Raw genomic sequence first — 16,784 nt, 5'->3', positions numbered from 1 at the left:
CCCCCGAACCCCTGAACCCCTGATCCCGTCCCCTGCCGTCCAGTCCCTGCCCCCGCCACCCTCCGGAGCGTGAACGTCATGAAGGACGCCTTCGGCGCACCCCAGTCCCTCCTCCTCCTCGGCGGCACCTCCGAGATCGGCCTCGCCACCGCCCGCCGGCTGATCGCCCGGCGCACCCGTACGGTCTGGCTGGCCGGCCGCCCCTCCCCCGGGCTCACCGCCGCCGCGGAGTCCCTGCGGGGGCTGGGCGACGGCGTCCAGGTGCACACCGTGCCCTTCGACGCCCTCGACACCGAGTCCCACGAGGAACGGCTCGGGAAGATCTTCACCGAGGGCGACATCGACGTCGTCCTGCTCGCCTTCGGCGTCCTCGGCGACCAGGTGCGCGACGAGTCGGACCCGCTCTCGGCGGTACGGGTCGCCCAGACCAACTACACCGGCGCCGTCTCGGCCGGTCTGGTCTGCGCCCAGGCGCTCCAGGCGCAGGGGCACGGCTCGCTGGTGGTGCTCTCGTCGGTGGCGGGCGAGCGGCCCCGGCGGGCCAACTTCATCTACGGCTCGTCGAAGGCCGGGCTCGACGCCTTCGCGCAGGGCCTCGGCGACGCGATGTACGGCACGGGCGTGCACGTGATGGTGGTACGGCCCGGCTTCGTCCGCACCAGGATGACCGCGGGCCTCGCGGAGGCGCCGCTCGCGACCACCCCGGAGGCGGTCGCGACGGCGATCGAGCTGGGGCTGCGCCGCCGCTCGGAGACGGTGTGGGTACCGGGCGCACTGCGCGCGGTGATGTCGGCCCTGCGGCACGTACCGCGTCCGCTGTTCCGCCGCCTGCCGGTGTAGGCGTACGGGCGGGGGCAGGGGTGCGGCCCGCCCCGGCGCCCGCCCGGCGCGGGCCGAAGTCTGCTGCTGGTGCCCGACCGGCGCAGGCCGCGGGTCCGCCGCCCCGCCTCCTCCGGCGCCCGCCCGGCGCGGGCCCTGGGTCCGCCGCCCCGCCTCCGCCGGCCCAGCCGGACGCGCTACGGCGTGACGGCCGGCGCGTCGACCGGGCTGCCGCCCTGGGCCGGGACCGCCGAGATCGTGCGGCCGCTGCCGAACTCGTAGTCGCACAGCTTGCGCCACACCTCGTCCGCGCCCTGCTCGTACAGCGCGAAGGAACGGCAGGTCCAGGCGGCCTCGTACCCGGCGAGGTCCTCGTAGGCCCGGTCCATCGCCTCCTCGGCGATGCCGTGCGCGACGGTGACGTGCGGGTGGTACGGGAACTGGAGCTCGCGCGGGACCGGGCCGGCCCCGTCGCGGACCAGCTGCTGGAGGCGGTCGCAGTCGGCCGCGCCCTCGACGAGCCGCACGTAGACGACCGGGGACAGCGGACGGAAGGTGCCGGTGCCCGCCAGGCGCATCGCGAAGGGCTCGCTGTGCGCCGCGATCGCGGCGAGGTGCGCCGCGATCTCCGGCAGCCGCGCCTCGTCGGCCTCGGTCGGCGGCAGCAGGGTGACGTGGGTCGGAATGCCGTGCGCGGCGGGGTCCCCGAAGCCCGCGCGGCGCTCCTGGAGCAGGCTGCCGTGAGGCTCCGGGACCGCGATCGAAACGCCGAGCGTTACGGTCCCCACGTCGTTCTCCTCCGGTGTCGGTCGACTTGTGTCGGGTGGTGCCAGCCGCCAGTGTGCGGCAGGCACCACCCTTTGGGCCAGGGTCCTTGGACTCGGTGCCCGGCTCGCGCCCGGCTCAGTGCTTGGCGGGCAGGAAGCCGATCTTCTCGTACGCCTGCGCCAGCGTCTCGGCGGCGACCGTACGCGCCTTCTCCGCGCCCTTGGCCAGGACCGAGTCCAGCGTCTCCGGGTCGTCCAGGTACTCCTGGGTGCGGGTCCGGAAGGGAGTGACGAAGTCCACCATGACCTCGGCGAGGTCGGTCTTCAGGGCGCCGTACATCTTGCCCTCGTAGCTCTTCTCCAGGTCGGCGACCGACGTGTCGGTGAGCACGGACATGATGGTGAGGAGGTTGGAGACGCCGGCCTTGTTCTCCGGGTCGAAGCGGATCACCGTGTCGGTGTCGGTGACCGCGCTCTTGACCTTCTTCGCCGTCGTCTTCGGATCGTCGAGCAGGTTGATGAGGCCCTTCGGCGTGGACGCCGACTTGCTCATCTTGATCGCCGGGTCCTGGAGGTCGTAGATCTTCGCCGTCTCCTTGAGGATGTACGGCGCCGGGATCGTGAACGTCTCGCCGAAGCGCCCGTTGAAGCGCTCCGCGAGGTCGCGGGTCAGCTCGATGTGCTGGCGCTGGTCCTCGCCGACCGGGACCTGGTGGGCCTGGTAGAGCAGGATGTCCGCGACCTGGAGGATCGGGTACGTGAAGAGGCCGACGGTGGCGCGGTCGGCACCCTGCTTGGCGGACTTGTCCTTGAACTGGGTCATGCGGGAGGCCTCGCCGAAGCCGGTGAGGCAGTTCATGACCCAGCCGAGCTGCGCGTGCTCGGGGACGTGGCTCTGGACGAAGAGGGTGCAGCGCTCCGGGTCGAGACCGGCGGCGAGCAGCTGGGCGGCCGCGAGGCGGGTGTTGGCACGCAGCTCGGCCGGGTCCTGCGGGACCGTGATGGCGTGCAGGTCCACGACCATGTAGAAGGCGTCGTGCGACTCCTGCAGGGCGACCCACTGGCGGACGGCGCCGAGGTAGTTGCCGAGGTGGAACGAGCCTGCGGTGGGCTGGATTCCGGAGAGCACACGCGGACGAGCATCACGAGCATCAGAGGCCATGCTCATCATTCTCTCAGGTGCGGGGGGCGTTCTCGGACTGCCCCGGAGCACCCACCCACCGCAGGGTGGAACGCCCGCCCACCGCAGGGTGGTGAGACGCGGAACACACCCGCGTCTCACCCGGTCGAGCGGGTTCGGACGGGCGGACCGTCAGACGGGCAGGCCCGGGGCCGGGAAGGCGCCCATCAGCTCGGCGACCTCGGCGCGGATCACGGCGAGGGCGTCCTCGTCGCCCTTGCCCGCCGCGGCGACACCCCGGTCGATCCACTCGGCGACCTGCGGCATGTGCGTGACGCCGAGGCCGCGGGAGGTGAGGGACGGGGTGCCGATGCGGACGCCGGAGGGGTCGAAGGGCTTGCGGGTGTCGTACGGGACGGTGTTGTAGTTCACGACGATCCCGGCCCGGTCGAGGGCCTTGGCGGCGACCTTGCCGGGGACCTCCTTGGGGGTGAGGTCCATGAGGATCAGGTGGTTGTCGGTGCCGCCGGAGACCAGGTCGAAGCCGCGGGCGAGCAGTGCCTCGGCGAGGGCCCGGGCGTTGGCGACGACGGCGGAGGCGTAGTCCCGGAAGGAGGGCTGGGCCGCCTCGCGCAGGGCGACGGCGATGGCGGCGGTGGTCTGGTTGTGCGGGCCGCCCTGGAGGCCGGGGAAGACGGCCTTGTCGATCGCCTTGGCGTGCTCCTCGCGGCACATCAGCATCGCGCCGCGCGGGCCGCGCAGGGTCTTGTGGGTGGTCGTGGAGATCACGTCGACGTGCGGTACGGGGGACGGGTGGGCGCCGCCGGCGATGAGGCCCGCGATGTGGGCGACGTCGGCGACGAGCACGGCGCCGGCCTCGCGGGCGATCTCCCCGAAGGCGGCGAAGTCGATCGTGCGGGGCAGCGCCGTGCCGCCGCAGAAGATCACCTTGGGGCGCTCGGCGAGGGCGAGCTCGCGGACCTGGTCGAAGTCGATCAGCCCGTTGTCCTGCCGTACGCCGTACTGGACGCCCCGGAACCACTTGCCGGTGGCGGAGACGCCCCAGCCGTGGGTGAGGTGGCCGCCCATGGGCAGGGCCATTCCCATGACGGTGTCGCCGGGCTGCGCGAAGGCGAGGTAGACGGCGAGGTTGGCCGGGGAGCCGGAGTACGGCTGCACGTTCGCGTGGTCGACGCCGAAGAGCGCCTTGGCGCGGGCGATGGCCAGGCTCTCGACCTGGTCGATGTTCTGCTGGCCCTCGTAGTAGCGGCGCCCGGGGTAGCCCTCGCTGTACTTGTTCTGCAGGACGGTGCCGGAGGCCTCCAGGACGGCGGCGGAGACGTAGTTCTCGCTGGGGATGAGACGGAGGGTCTCGGCCTGGAGCCGCTCCTCGGCGCCGACGAGCGCGGCGAGCTCGGGGTCGGCGGCGGAGAGTGCGGGGTGGTGGGCGGGAAGGTCGGCGTGGTGGGCGGGAAGGTCGGCGTGGTGGGCGGGAAGGTCGGCGTGGTGGGCGGGAAGGGTCATGGCGTGCGCTCCTCCGGGCAGGAGGTCCCGGTGCGCTACGCGCTGCGCGGCACCACGCGGGACCTGTTCGGTTCCGGGATGCCCAGGCGGGCGGCACCTCGTGTGGTCTGCCGCGCACGGCTCCCCCGGGGTCCGTTCCCCGTACGCCAGTCGCCGTGCGTGTTTCCAGACTATCGGGCGCGCCGTCACGAGAGGTTTCCCCGTCCGGCATACGAGCGACGATAAGAACAGGGAGCACACCCGCCTCAGGCCGAAGGACGAACGGAGATCCCGTGTCGAGTACGTCGTCGTCGAGCACGCAAGCCGAGATCGCTGCCGCGGACGCGCACAGCGCTCACAACTACCATCCCCTCCCCGTGGTCGTCGCCTCCGCCGAGGGCGCGTGGATGACCGATGTCGAGGGGCGCCGCTTCCTCGACATGCTCGCCGGGTACTCGGCGCTCAACTTCGGCCACGGCAACCGCCGCCTGATCGACGCCGCCAAGGCGCAGCTGGAGCGGGTGACGCTGACCTCGCGGGCCTTCCACCACGACCGGTTCGGGGAGTTCTGCGCGCGCCTGGCCGAGCTGTGCGGCAAGGAGGCGGTGCTGCCCATGAACACGGGGGCGGAGGCCGTCGAGACGGCGGTGAAGACCGCCCGCAAGTGGGGGTACGAGGTGAAGGGCGTGCCGGACGGGCACGCGAAGATCGTGGTCGCGGCGAACAACTTCCACGGCCGGACGACGACGATCATCTCCTTCTCCACGGACCACGAGGCGCGCGACCACTTCGGCCCGTACACGCCGGGCTTCGAGATCGTGCCGTACGGGGACCTGACGGCCCTGGAGACGGCGGTCACCGAGAACACGGTGGCGGTGCTGCTCGAACCCATCCAGGGCGAGGCGGGCGTCCTGGTCCCGCCGCCCGGCTATCTGCGCGGGGTGCGGGAGCTGACGGCCCGGCGGAACGTGCTGTTCATGGCCGACGAGATCCAGTCGGGCCTGGGCCGCACCGGCCGTACGTTCGCCTGTGAGCACGAGGGCGTGGTGCCGGACGTCTACATCCTCGGCAAGGCGCTCGGCGGCGGCGTGGTGCCGGTGTCGGCGGTGGTCGCGAACCGCGACGTGCTCGGCGTCTTCCGCCCGGGCGAGCACGGCTCGACCTTCGGCGGCAACCCGCTGGCCTGTGCGGTCGCCCTGGAGGTGATCGCGATGCTGCGCACCGGCGAGTACCAGCAGCGGGCCGCGGAACTGGGCGAGCACCTGCACGCGGAGCTCGGCCTCCTGGTCGGCGGCGGCGCGGTGGAGGCGGTCCGCGGACGGGGCCTGTGGGCGGGCGTGGACATCGCACCCGCGAAGGGCACGGGCCGGCAGATCTCGGAGCGGCTGATGGAGCGCGGGGTGCTGGTGAAGGACACCCACGGCTCGACGATCCGGATCGCGCCGCCGCTGGTGATCTCGAAGGAGGACCTGGACTGGGGTCTTGAGCAGCTGCGGGCGGTGCTGTCGGCCTGACGATCCGCGGCGGGCCCGGACCGGTCAGAGGATCACGTGCGGGATGAAGCGCGCGTACTCGTCCGTGACCGGGCCCGCCGACTCGCGGATGCCGAGGCCCGCCGACTCGTCGCCGACCGTCCACGCGCCGAGTACGACGCGGTTGCCGTCGAAGTCGGGCAGCGGGGCCAGCTCCTGGTAGCAGACGGGCTCGTCGCGCAGGACCACGGCGTCGCCCGGCTCGTGGAGGGTGACGCCGGCGCCCTCGCGGCCGAGCAGCGGCTTGGCCACCCAGCCCGTGGTGGTGGCCAGTTCGCGCGGTCCGTCGAGATAGGCGGGCAGCAGGTTCGGGTGGCCGGGGTGGAGCTCCCACAGGATCGCGAGCAGGGCCTTGTTGGAGAGCAGCATCTTCCAGGCGGGCTCGATCCAGCAGGTGGAGCCGGTGCCGCCGCCGTTGTCGAGGGTGTCGAGGACGTGCGGGCCGAAGCGGTCCGTGGTGAGCCACTCCCACGGGTAGAGCTTGAAGCAGGCGCGGATGAAGCGCAGCCGGTCGTCGACGAAGCGCCCGGAGATGCGGTCCCAGCCGATCCGCTCGACGGACAGCGCCTCGGTGGCGAGGCCGGCCTGCTGGGCGGTCTCGCGGAGGTACGCGACCGTCATCAGGTCCTCGCCGAGCTCGTCGGCGTCGGAGTGCACGAAGTGCACGGGGCTGCCGGGCGGCAGCAGGTGCGCCTGCCGCTTCCAGGCGTCGACGAGGCGCTCGTGGAGCGAGTTCCACTGGTCGGCGCCGGGGAAGCGCTCCTCCATCCAGAACCACTGGGGGCTGGCGGCCTCCACCAGGGAGGTGGGGGTGTCGGCGTTGTACTCCAGCATCTTCGCCGGGCCGGTGCCGTCGTAGCGCAGGTCGAAGCGGGCATAGATGGTGGGGAGTTCGTCCCGGCGGCGCCAGGACTCGGCGACCCGCCTCGCGAGCCGCGGGTCGGTGATGCCGAGTTCGGCGAACCGGTTCTTCTCGACGATGTGCGCCGCCGCGGCGAGGCACATGGCGTGCAGCTCCTCGACGACCTCCTCCATGGCCTCGACCTCGGGCAGGCTGAAGGAGTAGTAGGCGCTCTCGTCCCAGTAGGGGCGCAGGGAGTCGTCGGGGTAGCGGGTCAGGGGGTAGATCAGGCCCTGTTCCTCGACGGTCTGCTGCCAGCCGGGGCGCGGTTCGATGGTGTGGCGCTGCACGGCCGGATCAGCCGCCGGAGGAGGAACCGTGGCCGCCGAAGCCGCCGCTGGAGACGGCGGACCTGTCGAAGCTGCCGCCGCTGACCTTGCCGCTGCTGGAGGAGCCGCCGTAGTAGTAGCGGCCGGAGTGGCTGTGGCTGGAGCCGTCGCTGTCGCCGTCGCCGCTGCCGTCACCGTCGCCGCACTCGTAGTCCGGCAGCTCCTTGTAGGTCACCGGGTCGATGCAGCGCCGGTCGGGCTCGGAGGAGCAGGCGGTGAGCGTCGCGGCGAGCACGCCCACTCCGCCCAGGACCACAGTGGTCGACCTCAGTCTGCGCATGTCCGTCCCGTCCTCCCCTGCCGGCCGGGCAGGCTGCCCGTACCCGGTTGCGAGCGCACAGTGTAGGCCCGGCGTGAACACGCGCCCGATCCCCGTCGCACTAGAGTCCCTTTCGTGATCCTTGGGATGATCTGCGCGCTCGGATCGGCCGTCTGTTTCGGCGCCGCCTCCGTCTTCCAGGCGCTCGCCGCCCGGGCCGTCGAACCCGGTACGGGGGGCGGGGTCGACGTCGCGCTGCTGTGGCGGGCGCTGCGCCAGTGGCGGTACGTGGCGGGGCTGGGGCTTGACGGACTCGGCTTCGTCCTGCAGATCGTGGCGCTGCGGACGCTGCCGATCTACGCGGTGGGGGCGGCGCTCGCGGCGAGCCTCGCCGTGACGGCGGTGCTGGCCTCGCGGCTGCTCCATGTGCGGCTCAGCCGTACGGAGTGGGGCGCGGTGGCGGTGGTCTGTCTGGGCCTCGCGATGCTGGCGCTCGCCGCCGGCCGTGAGGGCCACGAGGGCGGCGGGGCCGGTCTCTCCTGGGGGCTGCTCGTGGTGGCCTTCGGCGTCCTCGCCGTCGGCGCGGCGGCCGGCCGGCTCCCGGACCGTCCGCGCGCCCTGACGCTGGGCCTCTCGGCCGGCTTCGGCTTCGGTGTGGTCGAGATCGCGGTCCGTCTGATCGACTCCTTCGACCTGACCGACCCCGCCCTCTACGCGCTTCTCGTCGGCGGTGGTGGCGCCTTCCTCCTCCTCACCTCGGCCCTGAACCGCGGCGCGGTCACCACCGCCACCGCGGGCCTGGTCCTCGGCGAGACCATCGGCCCGGCCCTCGTCGGCGTCGTCTGGCTCGGCGACCGCACCCGGGAGGGCCTGGGCTGGCTGGCGGTCCTGGGTTTCGCGGTGGCGGTGGCGGGCTCGCTGACGCTGGCGCGGTTCGGGGAGGCGCCGGGGGCGGAGCACGGGACCGGGGGCGCGACGGAGGCGGGAGCGGAGGCGGAGGCCGGGGCGGAGCCTCGTTAGGCACCGTCCCCGCCCCGGCGGAACGCCGTGCGGTACGCGCTCGGGCGCCGGCCCGTGTGGCGGTGGAAGAGGGTGGCGAAGGTGCCGGGGTCCCGGTAGCCGATCGCGGCGGCGATGGCGGCGACGGTGCGGTCGGTGGTCTCCAGGAGATGGCGGGCGCGTCGGACGCGGGAGGCCTGGAGGTGGGCCAGGGGGGTGCGGCCGGTCTCGGCGGAGAAGCGGCGGAGGAGGGTGCGGGTGCTGACGCCGAAGGCGGCGGCGAGGGCCGGCAGGTCGTAGCGGGCGGCGAGGTTCTGGTCGAGGTGGCGCATGACCCGCTGGGAGAAGTCGCTGCCGGGCCGTGGCAGCAGGCGGGGGTCGACGTACGGGGTCTGGGAGGTGCGGGCGTCGTCGACGAGGGCCACCCGCGCCGTCGTACGGGCGACCCGCGCGCCGCTGTGGCGGCGGACCAGGTCGAGGGCGAAGTCGTACATGGCGCTGAACGCGGCCGTGGTCGTCACGCCCCGGTCCGTGACGACGAGGTGCTCGGGCCGCACGTCGGCCCCCGGGCAGCGCCGGGCGAGTTCGCCCGCGTGCAGCCATGACGTCGTGGCCCGGCGCCCGTCGAGGAGCCCCGCCTCGGCCAGCAGGAACGCGCCCACGCACAGCGACACGACGGCCGTGCCCGCGGCGGCCTGCGCGCGGACCGCCGCGGCCTCCGGCGCGAGACCGGCGAGCCGCGCCTCCACGTCGCCCGTGCCCGGGCGCAGTTCGAAGCCGGGCACGACGAGGACGTCCACCTCGCGCAGCGGGCGCACGTCGAGCCGCGCGCCCCCGGAGGCGACGACCCGCCGCCGCGGCGAGACGATCGCGACCCGGTAGCCGGGCGCCTCCGGCCCCGCGACATGCGCGGCCATCGTCAACAGGTCGGGGACGCCGAAGACTTCGGACGCGAAGCAGCCCGGATAGGCCAGGACCCCGACCCGCAGCTCCCCCGGCGCGCCCGGTTCCTCGGGCCCGTTCGGCCCCGGCGCGCCCCGCAGGGCGACCGGCCCGTTCGGTTCCTCCGCCATCGGCCCGTACCTCCGTCGACTCCGACTGGCGAGATTACCCGCCTCCTTGGCGATCCCGCCCCTCAACGGGGCACCGGAACGCCCGCCACCCTTGCCCCATGAGCGAGGACGATCCGATCGACGACTTCGACCGCCGGCCCATGAGCGTCGACGGCGTGACCAAGACCGTGTACGTGGCCGGGGCCGGGCCCGCGGTCGTCGTACTGCCCGAGATGCCGGGCATCAGCCCCGACGTGCTGCGGCTCGCCCGCTGGGTGCGGGACGCGGGGTTCACCGTGCACGTGCCGTCCCTGTTCGGCACCGACGGCGCCTTCCCCACGGTCGAGGGCGGCAGGGAGGTCATGCGCCGCGCCTGCGTCAGCGCGGAGTTCCGGGCCTTCGCGGGCGGCGGCACCAGCCCCGTCACGCTGTGGCTGCGCGGCCTGGCGCGGCAGGCGCACGCGGCGTGCGGCGGGCCCGGGGTCGGCGCGATCGGCCTGTGCTTCACCGGCAACTTCGCGCTCACCATGGCCCTGGAGCCCGCGGTGATCGCCCCCGTCGTCAACCACCCCTCCCTCCCCCTCGACGACCCCGCCGGACTCGAACTCGACCCGGCCGACGCGCGGGCCGTCCGCGACCGGCTGGCCCGCGACGGGCTCACGGTCCTCGCCCACCGCTTCGAGGGCGACCGCTGGTGCACCGGGCAGCGCTTCGCCGCGTACCGGGCGCTGCTCGGCGACGCGTTCGACGGGCGGGTCCTGCCCGACACCGCCGCCAACCCCGCCCCGCCGCCCTTCTTCGCCGAGCTCGTCGGCACCCCGCACAGCGTCGTCACCGCCCACCTCGTCGACGAGGCCGGGCATCCCACCGTCCGCGCCCGCGACGAGATCCTCGCCTTCCTCGCCACCCGCCTGCTTCCTCAGGGCAGCACCCGGCACAGCGCCTCCAGCGCACCCGCCCAGGCGCTGTCCGACGGAGTGCCGTAGCCGACGACGAGGGCGTCGCGGGTGCGCGGGACGGTCGGGTGCCGGAAGCGGTTGACACCGAGGAGGGCGAGTCCCTGGAAGGCGGCGGCGCGGAGCACCGACTCCTCGCTGCCCTCGGGGAGTTCGAGGACCGCGTGCAGTCCGGCCGCGATGCCGCTGATCCGGGTCTCGGGCGAGCGGGCGGCGACCGCGGCGACGAGCTGGTCGCGGCGGCGCCGGTAGCGCAGCCGCATCGCGCGCACATGCCGGTCGTAGGCGCCGGAGCCGAGGAACTCCGCGAAGGTCAGCTGGTCGGGTGCGCTGGACATCCAGTCGACCCCGCCCTTCGCCGCCGCCACCTCGTCGACGAGCTGCTCCGGCAGCACCATCCAGGCGATCCGCAGGCCCGGCGCGAGGGACTTGCTCGCGGTGCCGAGGTAGACCACCCGCTCCGGGTCGAGGCCCTGGAGCGCGCCGACGGGCTGCCGGTCGTAGCGGAACTCGCCGTCGTAGTCGTCCTCCAGGATCAGGCCCCCGGCGGACCGCGCCCAGTCGACGGCCGCCGCGCGCCGGTCGGGCTGGAGCGCGCCGCCGGTCGGGAACTGGTGGGCGGGGGTCATCAGGACCGCGCCGACCGCGCCCAGACCGTCCGACCCCGAACCCAGCTCCTGGGTGCAGGTGCCGCGTTCGTCGAACGGCAGGGCCGGCATCCGCAGACCGGACCGGGCGAGCAGGTCCCAGTGGACGTCCAGGCCGTACGACTCGACCGCCACGTCCCGCACTCCGCGGGCCCGCAGCACCTGCCCCATCAGCATCAGGCCGTGCACGAACCCCGCGCAGAGCACGATCCGTTCGGGCCGCGCGTACACGCCCCGCGCCCGCGCGAGGTACTCGGCGAGCACGGTGCGCAGTTCGATCCGGCCGCGCGGATCGCCGTAACCGAAGGCCTCGTCCGGCGCGGCGAGGAGCGCCTTGCGGGAGGCCTTGAGCCACTCGGAGCGGGGGAAGGAGGCCAGGTCGGGGGTGCCGGGGCTCAGGTTGTACGTGGGTTTCCCGGGCGGCGGCGCGGCGACGGACCGGACGGCGGCGGCGCGGCCCGGAGGCCGCCCCTGGCCCGGTGCCGTGCGGGGTTCGGAGCGCCGGGCCACCCGGGTGCCCGAGCCCTGCCGGGCGGTCAGCCAGCCCTCGGCGACGAGCTCGGCGTACGCGTCGGCGACGGTGTTACGGGCCACGCCGAGGTCGACGGCGAGCGAGCGCGAGGACGGCAGCCGGGTGCCCGCCGCGAGCCGCCCGCTGCGCACGGCGTCGCGGAGCGCGTTCATCAGGCCCTCGCGCAGCCCGGGCCCGTGCGGTTCGAGATGCAGGTCGGCGCCGAAAGTGGCCCACTCGTTTGCCATGGGAATGGACCATACCCGGGCGCCATCCGGTCCGTACGGTGGTCGGCATGACCACCACAACCGCGCAGACCACCACCGCGACCGCGTACGCGCCGGAGCACCCGGCCCGGCAGGCGTTCCCCGAGCGGCACCCGGAGTTCTACAAGGCCATGGTCGGCCTGGAGATCGCCGCGTCCCGGCATGTCGAGCCGAAGCTCTACGAGCTGATCAAGATCCGCGCCTCGCAGATCAACAACTGCGCCTTCTGCCTGGACATGCACACCAAGGACGCGCTCGCGGCGGGCGAGGACGTGCAGCGGATCGTGCAGCTGTCGGCCTGGCGGGAGTCGAGGCACTTCTACACGGAGCGGGAGCTGGCCGCGCTGGCACTGACGGAGGCGGTGACCGTCCTCACCGACGGCTTCGTGCCGGACGAGGTGTACGCGGAGGCCGCCCGCCACTTCGACGAGACCGAGCTCGCGCATGTCATCGGCGCGATCGTGGCGATCAACTCCTGGAACCGGATCGCCGTCACCACCCGGATGGTCCCGGGTCACCACACCCCGGGGGCGTTGAAGCGGTGAGCCAGGCCGTACGCACGCTGCGCGCGCTGCACCTGGGCCGGGCGGCCGGCGATCCGCTGGTGCTGCCCGGGCCGTGGGACGCGGCGAGCGCCCGCGCCTTCGAGGCGGCCGGCTTCCCGGCGCTCGCCACGCCCAGCGCCGGGATCGCGCGATCGCTCGGGTACGAGGACGGGAGCACGCCCGCCGACGAGATGTTCGCCCAGGTCGCACGGATCGTCCGCGCGGTGTCCGTCCCGGTGACGGCGGACCTGGAGGGCGGGTACGGGCTCGCGCCGAAGGAGCTGGTCGGGCGGATCCTGGAGACCGGCGCGGTCGGCGTGAACCTGGAGGACTCGGACGGCCCGCGCGGCCTGAAGGACGCGCACGAGCACGCCGAGTGGCTGGCGGCGGTACGGGCGGAGGCCGGCCACGCGCTGTTCGTCAACGCGCGCGTCGACGTCTACCTTCACGCCGGGCCCGAGTCCGAGTCCGGGTCCGAGCCCGGGTCCGCCGCCTCCGCGGCCCTGGAGCGCGCCCGGCTGTACGCGGCGGCGGGCGCGGACTGCGTCTATCCGATCCTCGCCCCGGTCACCGACCTGCCGGCCCTGCGGGCCGGCCTCGGCGACGCCCTGCCCCTCAACGCCCTCGCCGGGAAGGGCGGTCCGCCGTTCGCGGAACTGGGCCGGCTCGGCGCGACCCGCATCACCTTCGGGCCGGGCCTGCTGCTCCGTACGCTCGACCACGTCTCGGCCCTCGCCGAGGCCCTGGCCGAGGAGTCGCGCGGCGCGTAGGGGTGCGTAGGGGTCAGACGTCACGACGCCCCCGACCGGAGAATCCGGCCGGGGGCGTCGTGACGTGCGGTCAGGCTCAGATCAGGCCCAGCTCGCGCACCGCGTCGCGCTCCTCGACGAGCTCGTTGACCGAGGCGTCGATGCGGGTGCGGGAGAACTCGTTGATGTCCAGGCCCTGGACGATCTCGTACTTGCCGTCCTTGCAGGTGACCGGGAAGGAGGAGATCAGGCCCTCCGGGACGCCGTAGGAGCCGTCGGACGGGACACCCATGGAGGTCCAGTCGCCCTCGGCGGTGCCGTTGACCCAGGTGTGGACGTGGTCGATGGCGGCGTTCGCGGCGGAGGCGGCGGAGGACGCGCCACGGGCGTCGATGATCGCGGCGCCGCGCTTGGCGACGGTCGGGATGAAGGTGTCGGCCAGCCACGCCTGGTCGTCGACGACCTCGGCGGCGTTCTTGCCGGCGATCTCCGCGTGGAAGATGTCCGGGTACTGGGTCGCGGAGTGGTTGCCCCAGATGGTGAGGCGCTTGATGTCCGTGACCGAGGAGCCGGTCTTCTGGGCCAGCTGCGTCAGGGCGCGGTTGTGGTCCAGGCGGGTCATCGCGGTGAAGCGCTCGGCCGGGACGCCCTTGGCGGCCGACTGGGCGATCAGGGCGTTGGTGTTGGCCGGGTTGCCGACGACCAGGACCTTGATGTCGTCCGCGGCGTGGGCGGCGATGGCCTCGCCCTGCGGCTTGAAGATGCCGCCGTTGGCGGCGAGCAGGTCACCGCGCTCCATGCCCGGGCCGCGCGGGCGAGCGCCGACGAGCAGGCCGATGTTGGCACCCTCGAAGCCCTGGTTCGGGTTGTCGAAGATGTCGATGCCCTTGAGCAGCGGGAACGCGCAGTCGTCGAGCTCCATGGCGGTGCCCTCGGCGGCCTTGACGCCCTGCGGGATCTCGAGGAGGCGCAGCTTGACCGGCACGTCCGCGCCGAGCAGGTGGCCGGAGGCGATGCGGAAGAGCAGCGCGTAGCCGATCTGGCCGGCCGCGCCGGTCACGGTGACATTCACGGGAGTGCGGGTCATGGCGATCTCCAGAAGACAGCTGGCGGCGGGGTTTCCCTTGCCCCTGATGCTGGATGTCTCCCCTTGATCGATCGATGTCTCGACGTGAAGAGATATCCAGCGGTCAGGCTATCGGACCCGCGCCGGTGCGCACCCCCACCCCCTTGTGGTGCGTCTCACTGCGCGTCGCGCAGGGGGTCACGTACCGGAATCGTCACCTCCGTCACCTCCGTGCCACAAGGCCCCGGCGGACCTTGATCCACCCTTGGCACGTACATGACCCTGGAGACACGGCGGCGCCCGTCCTCCCACGGGGGAGAGGACGGGCGCCGTCGCTGCCGTTCCGGCTTCGTTCCGGCTCAGCTCACCACTCAGCCCATCGCTCAGCTCACCGCTCAGCTCACCGTCAGATGGAGGACGTCCTCCAGGAACGGGATCCGCAGCCACGGCTCCGGCTGCACCATGAGCGCGAGCAGCACGATCAGGCCGCCCATCACCCCGTACGTGATCATGTCGGTGAAGCGCGAGCGCACCGCCAGCATGCCGACCGACGGCAGGACACGGCGCATCACCGCACCGGTGAGCAGCGCCGCGCCGACCAGGAGCGTGCCGACCCGGAAGGACTGCGGGAACAGGTCCGTACCGACGATCAGCAGACCGAGCGCGCTCAGCCCGAGCACCGTGAGCAGCGGCCACTGGCGCGCGGGCGCCGACGCGTCGCCCGGCGCCGCCCGGCCGCCGCCCTCGGGGCGGGCGGTGGTCGTGGTCAGCCTGGCCCGCGGGTGCCGGCGCGGATGCCCGGCCGCACCCTCCGCGGTGACCTCGGCGCCCTCGGCGGCGGCCTCGGCGGCGGCCTCGGTGCCGTTCGCACCGGCGACCGGCGTCCCCGGCGTCCCCGGCATGTCGGAGTCGGAGTCCGAGGCGGTCACGGTCAGCGGACCCCGGCCGCGAGCTCCGCGGCCTCGACGACGTTGACCAGGAGCTGCGCGCGGGTCATCGGGCCCACGCCGCCCGGGTTCGGGGAGATCCAGCCGGCCACCTCGGCGACGCCCGGGTGCACATCGCCGACGATCTTGCCGTCGGCGTCGCGCGAGACGCCGACGTCGAGCACGGCCGCGCCCGGCTTCACGTCCTCCGGCTTGATCAGGTGCCCGACGCCCGCCGCCGCGACGATGATGTCCGCGCGCCGCAGGTGCGCCGCGAGGTCCTTGGTGCCGGTGTGGCACTGCGTCACGGTCGCGTTCTCGGAGCGGCGGGTGAGCAGCAGCGGCATCGGACGCCCGATGGTCACCCCGCGGCCGACCACCACGACCTCCGCGCCCTTGATCTCCACGCCGTGGCGGCGCAGCAGCGTGATGACACCGTTGGGGGTGCAGGGCAGCGGCGCGGGCTCGTTGAGGACGAGCCGGCCGAGGTTCATCGGGTGCAGACCGTCGGCGTCCTTGGCCGGGTCCATGAGCTCCAGGATGCGGTTCTCGTCGATGCCCTTGGGCAGCGGCAGCTGCACGATGTAACCGGTGCAGTCCGGGTCCTCGTTGAGCTCGCGCACCACCGCTTCGATCTCCTCCTGCGTGGCGGTGCCGGGGAGTTCGCGCTGGATGGAGGCGATGCCCACCTGGGCGCAGTCGCGGTGCTTGCCCGCGACGTACTTCTGGCTGCCCGGGTCGTCGCCGACCAGGATCGTGCCGAGACCGGGCGTCACGCCCCGCTCCTTGAGGGCCGCCACTCGGGCGGTCAGATCGGACTTGATCGCGGCTGCGGTGGCCTTGCCATCGAGAATCTGGGCGCTCATGCGGCCATCTTCCCGGATGGGCCCCGCCTCTTTCCAATTCGGTGCGAGAGGTTGCACTTGCACAAGTGCGCCACAACTGCACTGCGTATCGACTGGACAAGGAGACGCCGCTTTGACGACGATGATCTGCGCAGTGCCGCGAGCAGTGCCGGGGGGCAAAACCACTCATACGTCTCACACAGCGTGTCGTACGTCGTGAGACACGGATGACACATCCTCCGCGCAGGGCCGCGACGTCCCCCGCACCGGAAACAACGGAGGAACATCCCGATGAGCTTCGGCGACCCGAACAACCCCTACGGCCAGCCCCCGCAGGGCCAGCCCGGTTACGGCCAGCAGCCTCAGGGCCAGCCCGGCTACGGCTACCCCCAGCAGGCCCCGCAGGGCGTCCCGCCGCAGCAGGGCTACGGCTACCCGGCGGCCCCGCCGGTCTCGCCGTACGGCGGCCCGGGGTACCCGCAGGGCCCGGCCAAGATGCCCGGTCTGATGACCGCGGCGCGCGTGATCATGTACATCGTGTCCGGCCTGCAGATCATCATCGCGATCATCGCGGGCCTCGGCATCGCCGCCGCGTCCAGCGCGACGAGCTCCTCGGAGGCGTCCGGGCTGCTGGCCGGCTTCGGCTTCGCCATCGTCGTGTTCCTGCTGGTCATCGCCGGTCTCGGCATCTTCCTCGCCGTGAAGTTCTCCACCGGCGGTACCGCGATCCGGGTCCTCACGATCATCTACGCTTCGCTGATGCTCATCGGCTCACTCGGCAACTTCGCCTCGGGGGAGGCGACCGGCGTCCCCGGCGGCATCGTCAGCCTCGCCATCGGCGGCGTCATCCTCGCCTCGATGGTCGGCCCGCAGGCCTCGGCCTGGTTCAACCGCCCGCGCTTCTGATCCACGCTCCACGGCCTACGTGGCGTTCGTGGCGTACGCCCACTGGGGCCCGCGCCGGGCGCGCCCCGGCCCCGCGCCGCCACCCC

The 16,784-nt window shown here is 73.3% G+C and carries 17 protein-coding genes and 1 riboswitch; of the genes, 7 read left to right on the top strand and 10 right to left on the bottom strand.

Annotated elements, in window-relative coordinates; all coding sequences use genetic code 11:
- Positions 1-78: 78 nt before the first annotated feature.
- On the top strand, positions 79-840 hold the full coding sequence (locus tag AB0C73_RS28115) for a decaprenylphospho-beta-D-erythro-pentofuranosid-2-ulose 2-reductase (RefSeq protein WP_362535771.1): 762 nt from the start codon (positions 79-81) through the stop codon (positions 838-840).
- A gap of 176 nt (positions 841-1,016) precedes the next feature.
- On the opposite strand, the gene AB0C73_RS28110 is transcribed toward AB0C73_RS28115, so the two are convergent.
- The 3 genes from AB0C73_RS28110 to glyA all read right to left on the bottom strand — a co-directional run bounded on the left by AB0C73_RS28110 (position 1,017) and on the right by glyA (position 4,230).
- Complete coding sequence (locus AB0C73_RS28110; RefSeq protein ID WP_362535592.1) at positions 1,017-1,607, bottom strand: 2'-5' RNA ligase family protein; 591 nt, start codon at positions 1,605-1,607, stop codon at positions 1,017-1,019.
- 115 nt (positions 1,608-1,722) lie between these two features.
- Positions 1,723-2,748 (bottom strand): tryptophan--tRNA ligase, encoded by a 1,026-nt coding sequence (gene trpS / locus AB0C73_RS28105; protein ID WP_362535589.1) that lies wholly within the window; start codon positions 2,746-2,748, stop codon positions 1,723-1,725.
- Between the two features lie 150 nt (positions 2,749-2,898).
- Positions 2,899-4,230 carry a serine hydroxymethyltransferase gene (glyA, locus tag AB0C73_RS28100; protein ID WP_362535586.1) on the bottom strand — a complete coding sequence of 444 codons (1,332 nt, stop codon included), beginning with the start codon at positions 4,228-4,230 and terminating at the stop codon, positions 2,899-2,901.
- Positions 4,231-4,303: 73 nt separating this feature from the next.
- Positions 4,304-4,394, bottom strand: a riboswitch (ZMP/ZTP riboswitch).
- A gap of 108 nt (positions 4,395-4,502) precedes the next feature.
- Between glyA and rocD the strand changes: the two genes are divergently transcribed.
- Positions 4,503-5,723, top strand: a complete 1,221-nt coding sequence (gene rocD / locus AB0C73_RS28095; protein WP_362535584.1) for an ornithine--oxo-acid transaminase — start codon at positions 4,503-4,505, stop codon at positions 5,721-5,723.
- A gap of 24 nt (positions 5,724-5,747) precedes the next feature.
- On the opposite strand, the gene AB0C73_RS28090 is transcribed toward rocD, so the two are convergent.
- Together AB0C73_RS28090 and AB0C73_RS28085 are read right to left on the bottom strand one after the other, a co-directional pair.
- Positions 5,748-6,932, bottom strand: coding sequence for a glutathionylspermidine synthase family protein (locus tag AB0C73_RS28090; protein WP_362535581.1), 1,185 nt, complete (start codon positions 6,930-6,932; stop codon positions 5,748-5,750).
- Between the two features lie 7 nt (positions 6,933-6,939).
- On the bottom strand, positions 6,940-7,251 hold the full coding sequence (locus tag AB0C73_RS28085) for a hypothetical protein (protein ID WP_362535578.1): 312 nt from the start codon (positions 7,249-7,251) through the stop codon (positions 6,940-6,942).
- A 126-nt stretch (positions 7,252-7,377) separates the two neighbouring features.
- On the opposite strand from AB0C73_RS28085, the gene AB0C73_RS28080 reads away from it, so the two are divergent.
- Positions 7,378-8,250, top strand: a complete 873-nt coding sequence (locus tag AB0C73_RS28080) for a hypothetical protein (protein ID WP_362535769.1) — start codon at positions 7,378-7,380, stop codon at positions 8,248-8,250.
- Here AB0C73_RS28080 and AB0C73_RS28075 read toward each other — a convergent pair.
- Positions 8,247-9,302 carry a helix-turn-helix domain-containing protein gene (locus tag AB0C73_RS28075; RefSeq protein WP_362535575.1) on the bottom strand — a complete coding sequence of 352 codons (1,056 nt, stop codon included), beginning with the start codon at positions 9,300-9,302 and terminating at the stop codon, positions 8,247-8,249. The two genes, AB0C73_RS28080 and AB0C73_RS28075, sit on opposite strands and share 4 nt — an antisense overlap.
- 98 nt (positions 9,303-9,400) lie before the next feature.
- Here AB0C73_RS28075 and AB0C73_RS28070 point away from each other — a divergent pair, with 98 nt between their 5' ends.
- Positions 9,401-10,267 (top strand): dienelactone hydrolase family protein, encoded by an 867-nt coding sequence (locus AB0C73_RS28070; protein WP_362535572.1) that lies wholly within the window; start codon positions 9,401-9,403, stop codon positions 10,265-10,267.
- Here the strand turns inward: AB0C73_RS28070 and AB0C73_RS28065 are convergent.
- Complete coding sequence (locus AB0C73_RS28065; RefSeq protein ID WP_362535570.1) at positions 10,201-11,643, bottom strand: PLP-dependent aminotransferase family protein; 1,443 nt, start codon at positions 11,641-11,643, stop codon at positions 10,201-10,203. The two genes, AB0C73_RS28070 and AB0C73_RS28065, sit on opposite strands and share 67 nt — an antisense overlap.
- A 47-nt stretch (positions 11,644-11,690) precedes the next feature.
- Between AB0C73_RS28065 and AB0C73_RS28060 the strand changes: the two genes are divergently transcribed.
- Positions 11,691-12,206, top strand: a complete 516-nt coding sequence (locus AB0C73_RS28060) for a carboxymuconolactone decarboxylase family protein (protein ID WP_362535567.1) — start codon at positions 11,691-11,693, stop codon at positions 12,204-12,206.
- Positions 12,203-12,976 (top strand): isocitrate lyase/phosphoenolpyruvate mutase family protein, encoded by a 774-nt coding sequence (locus AB0C73_RS28055; protein WP_362535564.1) that lies wholly within the window; start codon positions 12,203-12,205, stop codon positions 12,974-12,976. The genes AB0C73_RS28060 and AB0C73_RS28055 overlap by 4 nt, the downstream gene beginning before the upstream one ends.
- Before the next feature lie 76 nt (positions 12,977-13,052).
- Here the strand turns inward: AB0C73_RS28055 and AB0C73_RS28050 are convergent, their stop codons facing one another.
- The 3 genes from AB0C73_RS28050 to AB0C73_RS28040 all read right to left on the bottom strand — a co-directional run bounded on the left by AB0C73_RS28050 (position 13,053) and on the right by AB0C73_RS28040 (position 15,813).
- A complete protein-coding gene (locus AB0C73_RS28050) occupies positions 13,053-14,042 on the bottom strand; it encodes a malate dehydrogenase (RefSeq protein ID WP_362535561.1) in 990 nt (329 codons plus the stop codon).
- Positions 14,043-14,416: 374 nt separating this feature from the next.
- Complete coding sequence (locus tag AB0C73_RS28045) at positions 14,417-15,052, bottom strand: DUF3017 domain-containing protein (RefSeq protein ID WP_362535768.1); 636 nt, start codon at positions 15,050-15,052, stop codon at positions 14,417-14,419.
- Positions 14,953-15,813, bottom strand: a complete 861-nt coding sequence (locus tag AB0C73_RS28040) for a bifunctional methylenetetrahydrofolate dehydrogenase/methenyltetrahydrofolate cyclohydrolase (protein ID WP_362535558.1) — start codon at positions 15,811-15,813, stop codon at positions 14,953-14,955. The genes AB0C73_RS28045 and AB0C73_RS28040 overlap by 100 nt, the downstream gene beginning before the upstream one ends.
- A gap of 270 nt (positions 15,814-16,083) precedes the next feature.
- On the opposite strand from AB0C73_RS28040, the gene AB0C73_RS28035 reads away from it, so the two are divergent.
- Positions 16,084-16,698, top strand: a complete 615-nt coding sequence (locus AB0C73_RS28035) for a hypothetical protein (protein ID WP_362535556.1) — start codon at positions 16,084-16,086, stop codon at positions 16,696-16,698.
- Positions 16,699-16,784: the final 86 nt, after the last annotated feature.

The sequence above is a fragment of the Streptomyces sp. NPDC048623 genome (assembly GCF_040650755.1).
Classification (GTDB): domain Bacteria; phylum Actinomycetota; class Actinomycetes; order Streptomycetales; family Streptomycetaceae; genus Streptomyces.
This window is presented reverse-complemented; position numbering and strand designations above follow the sequence as displayed.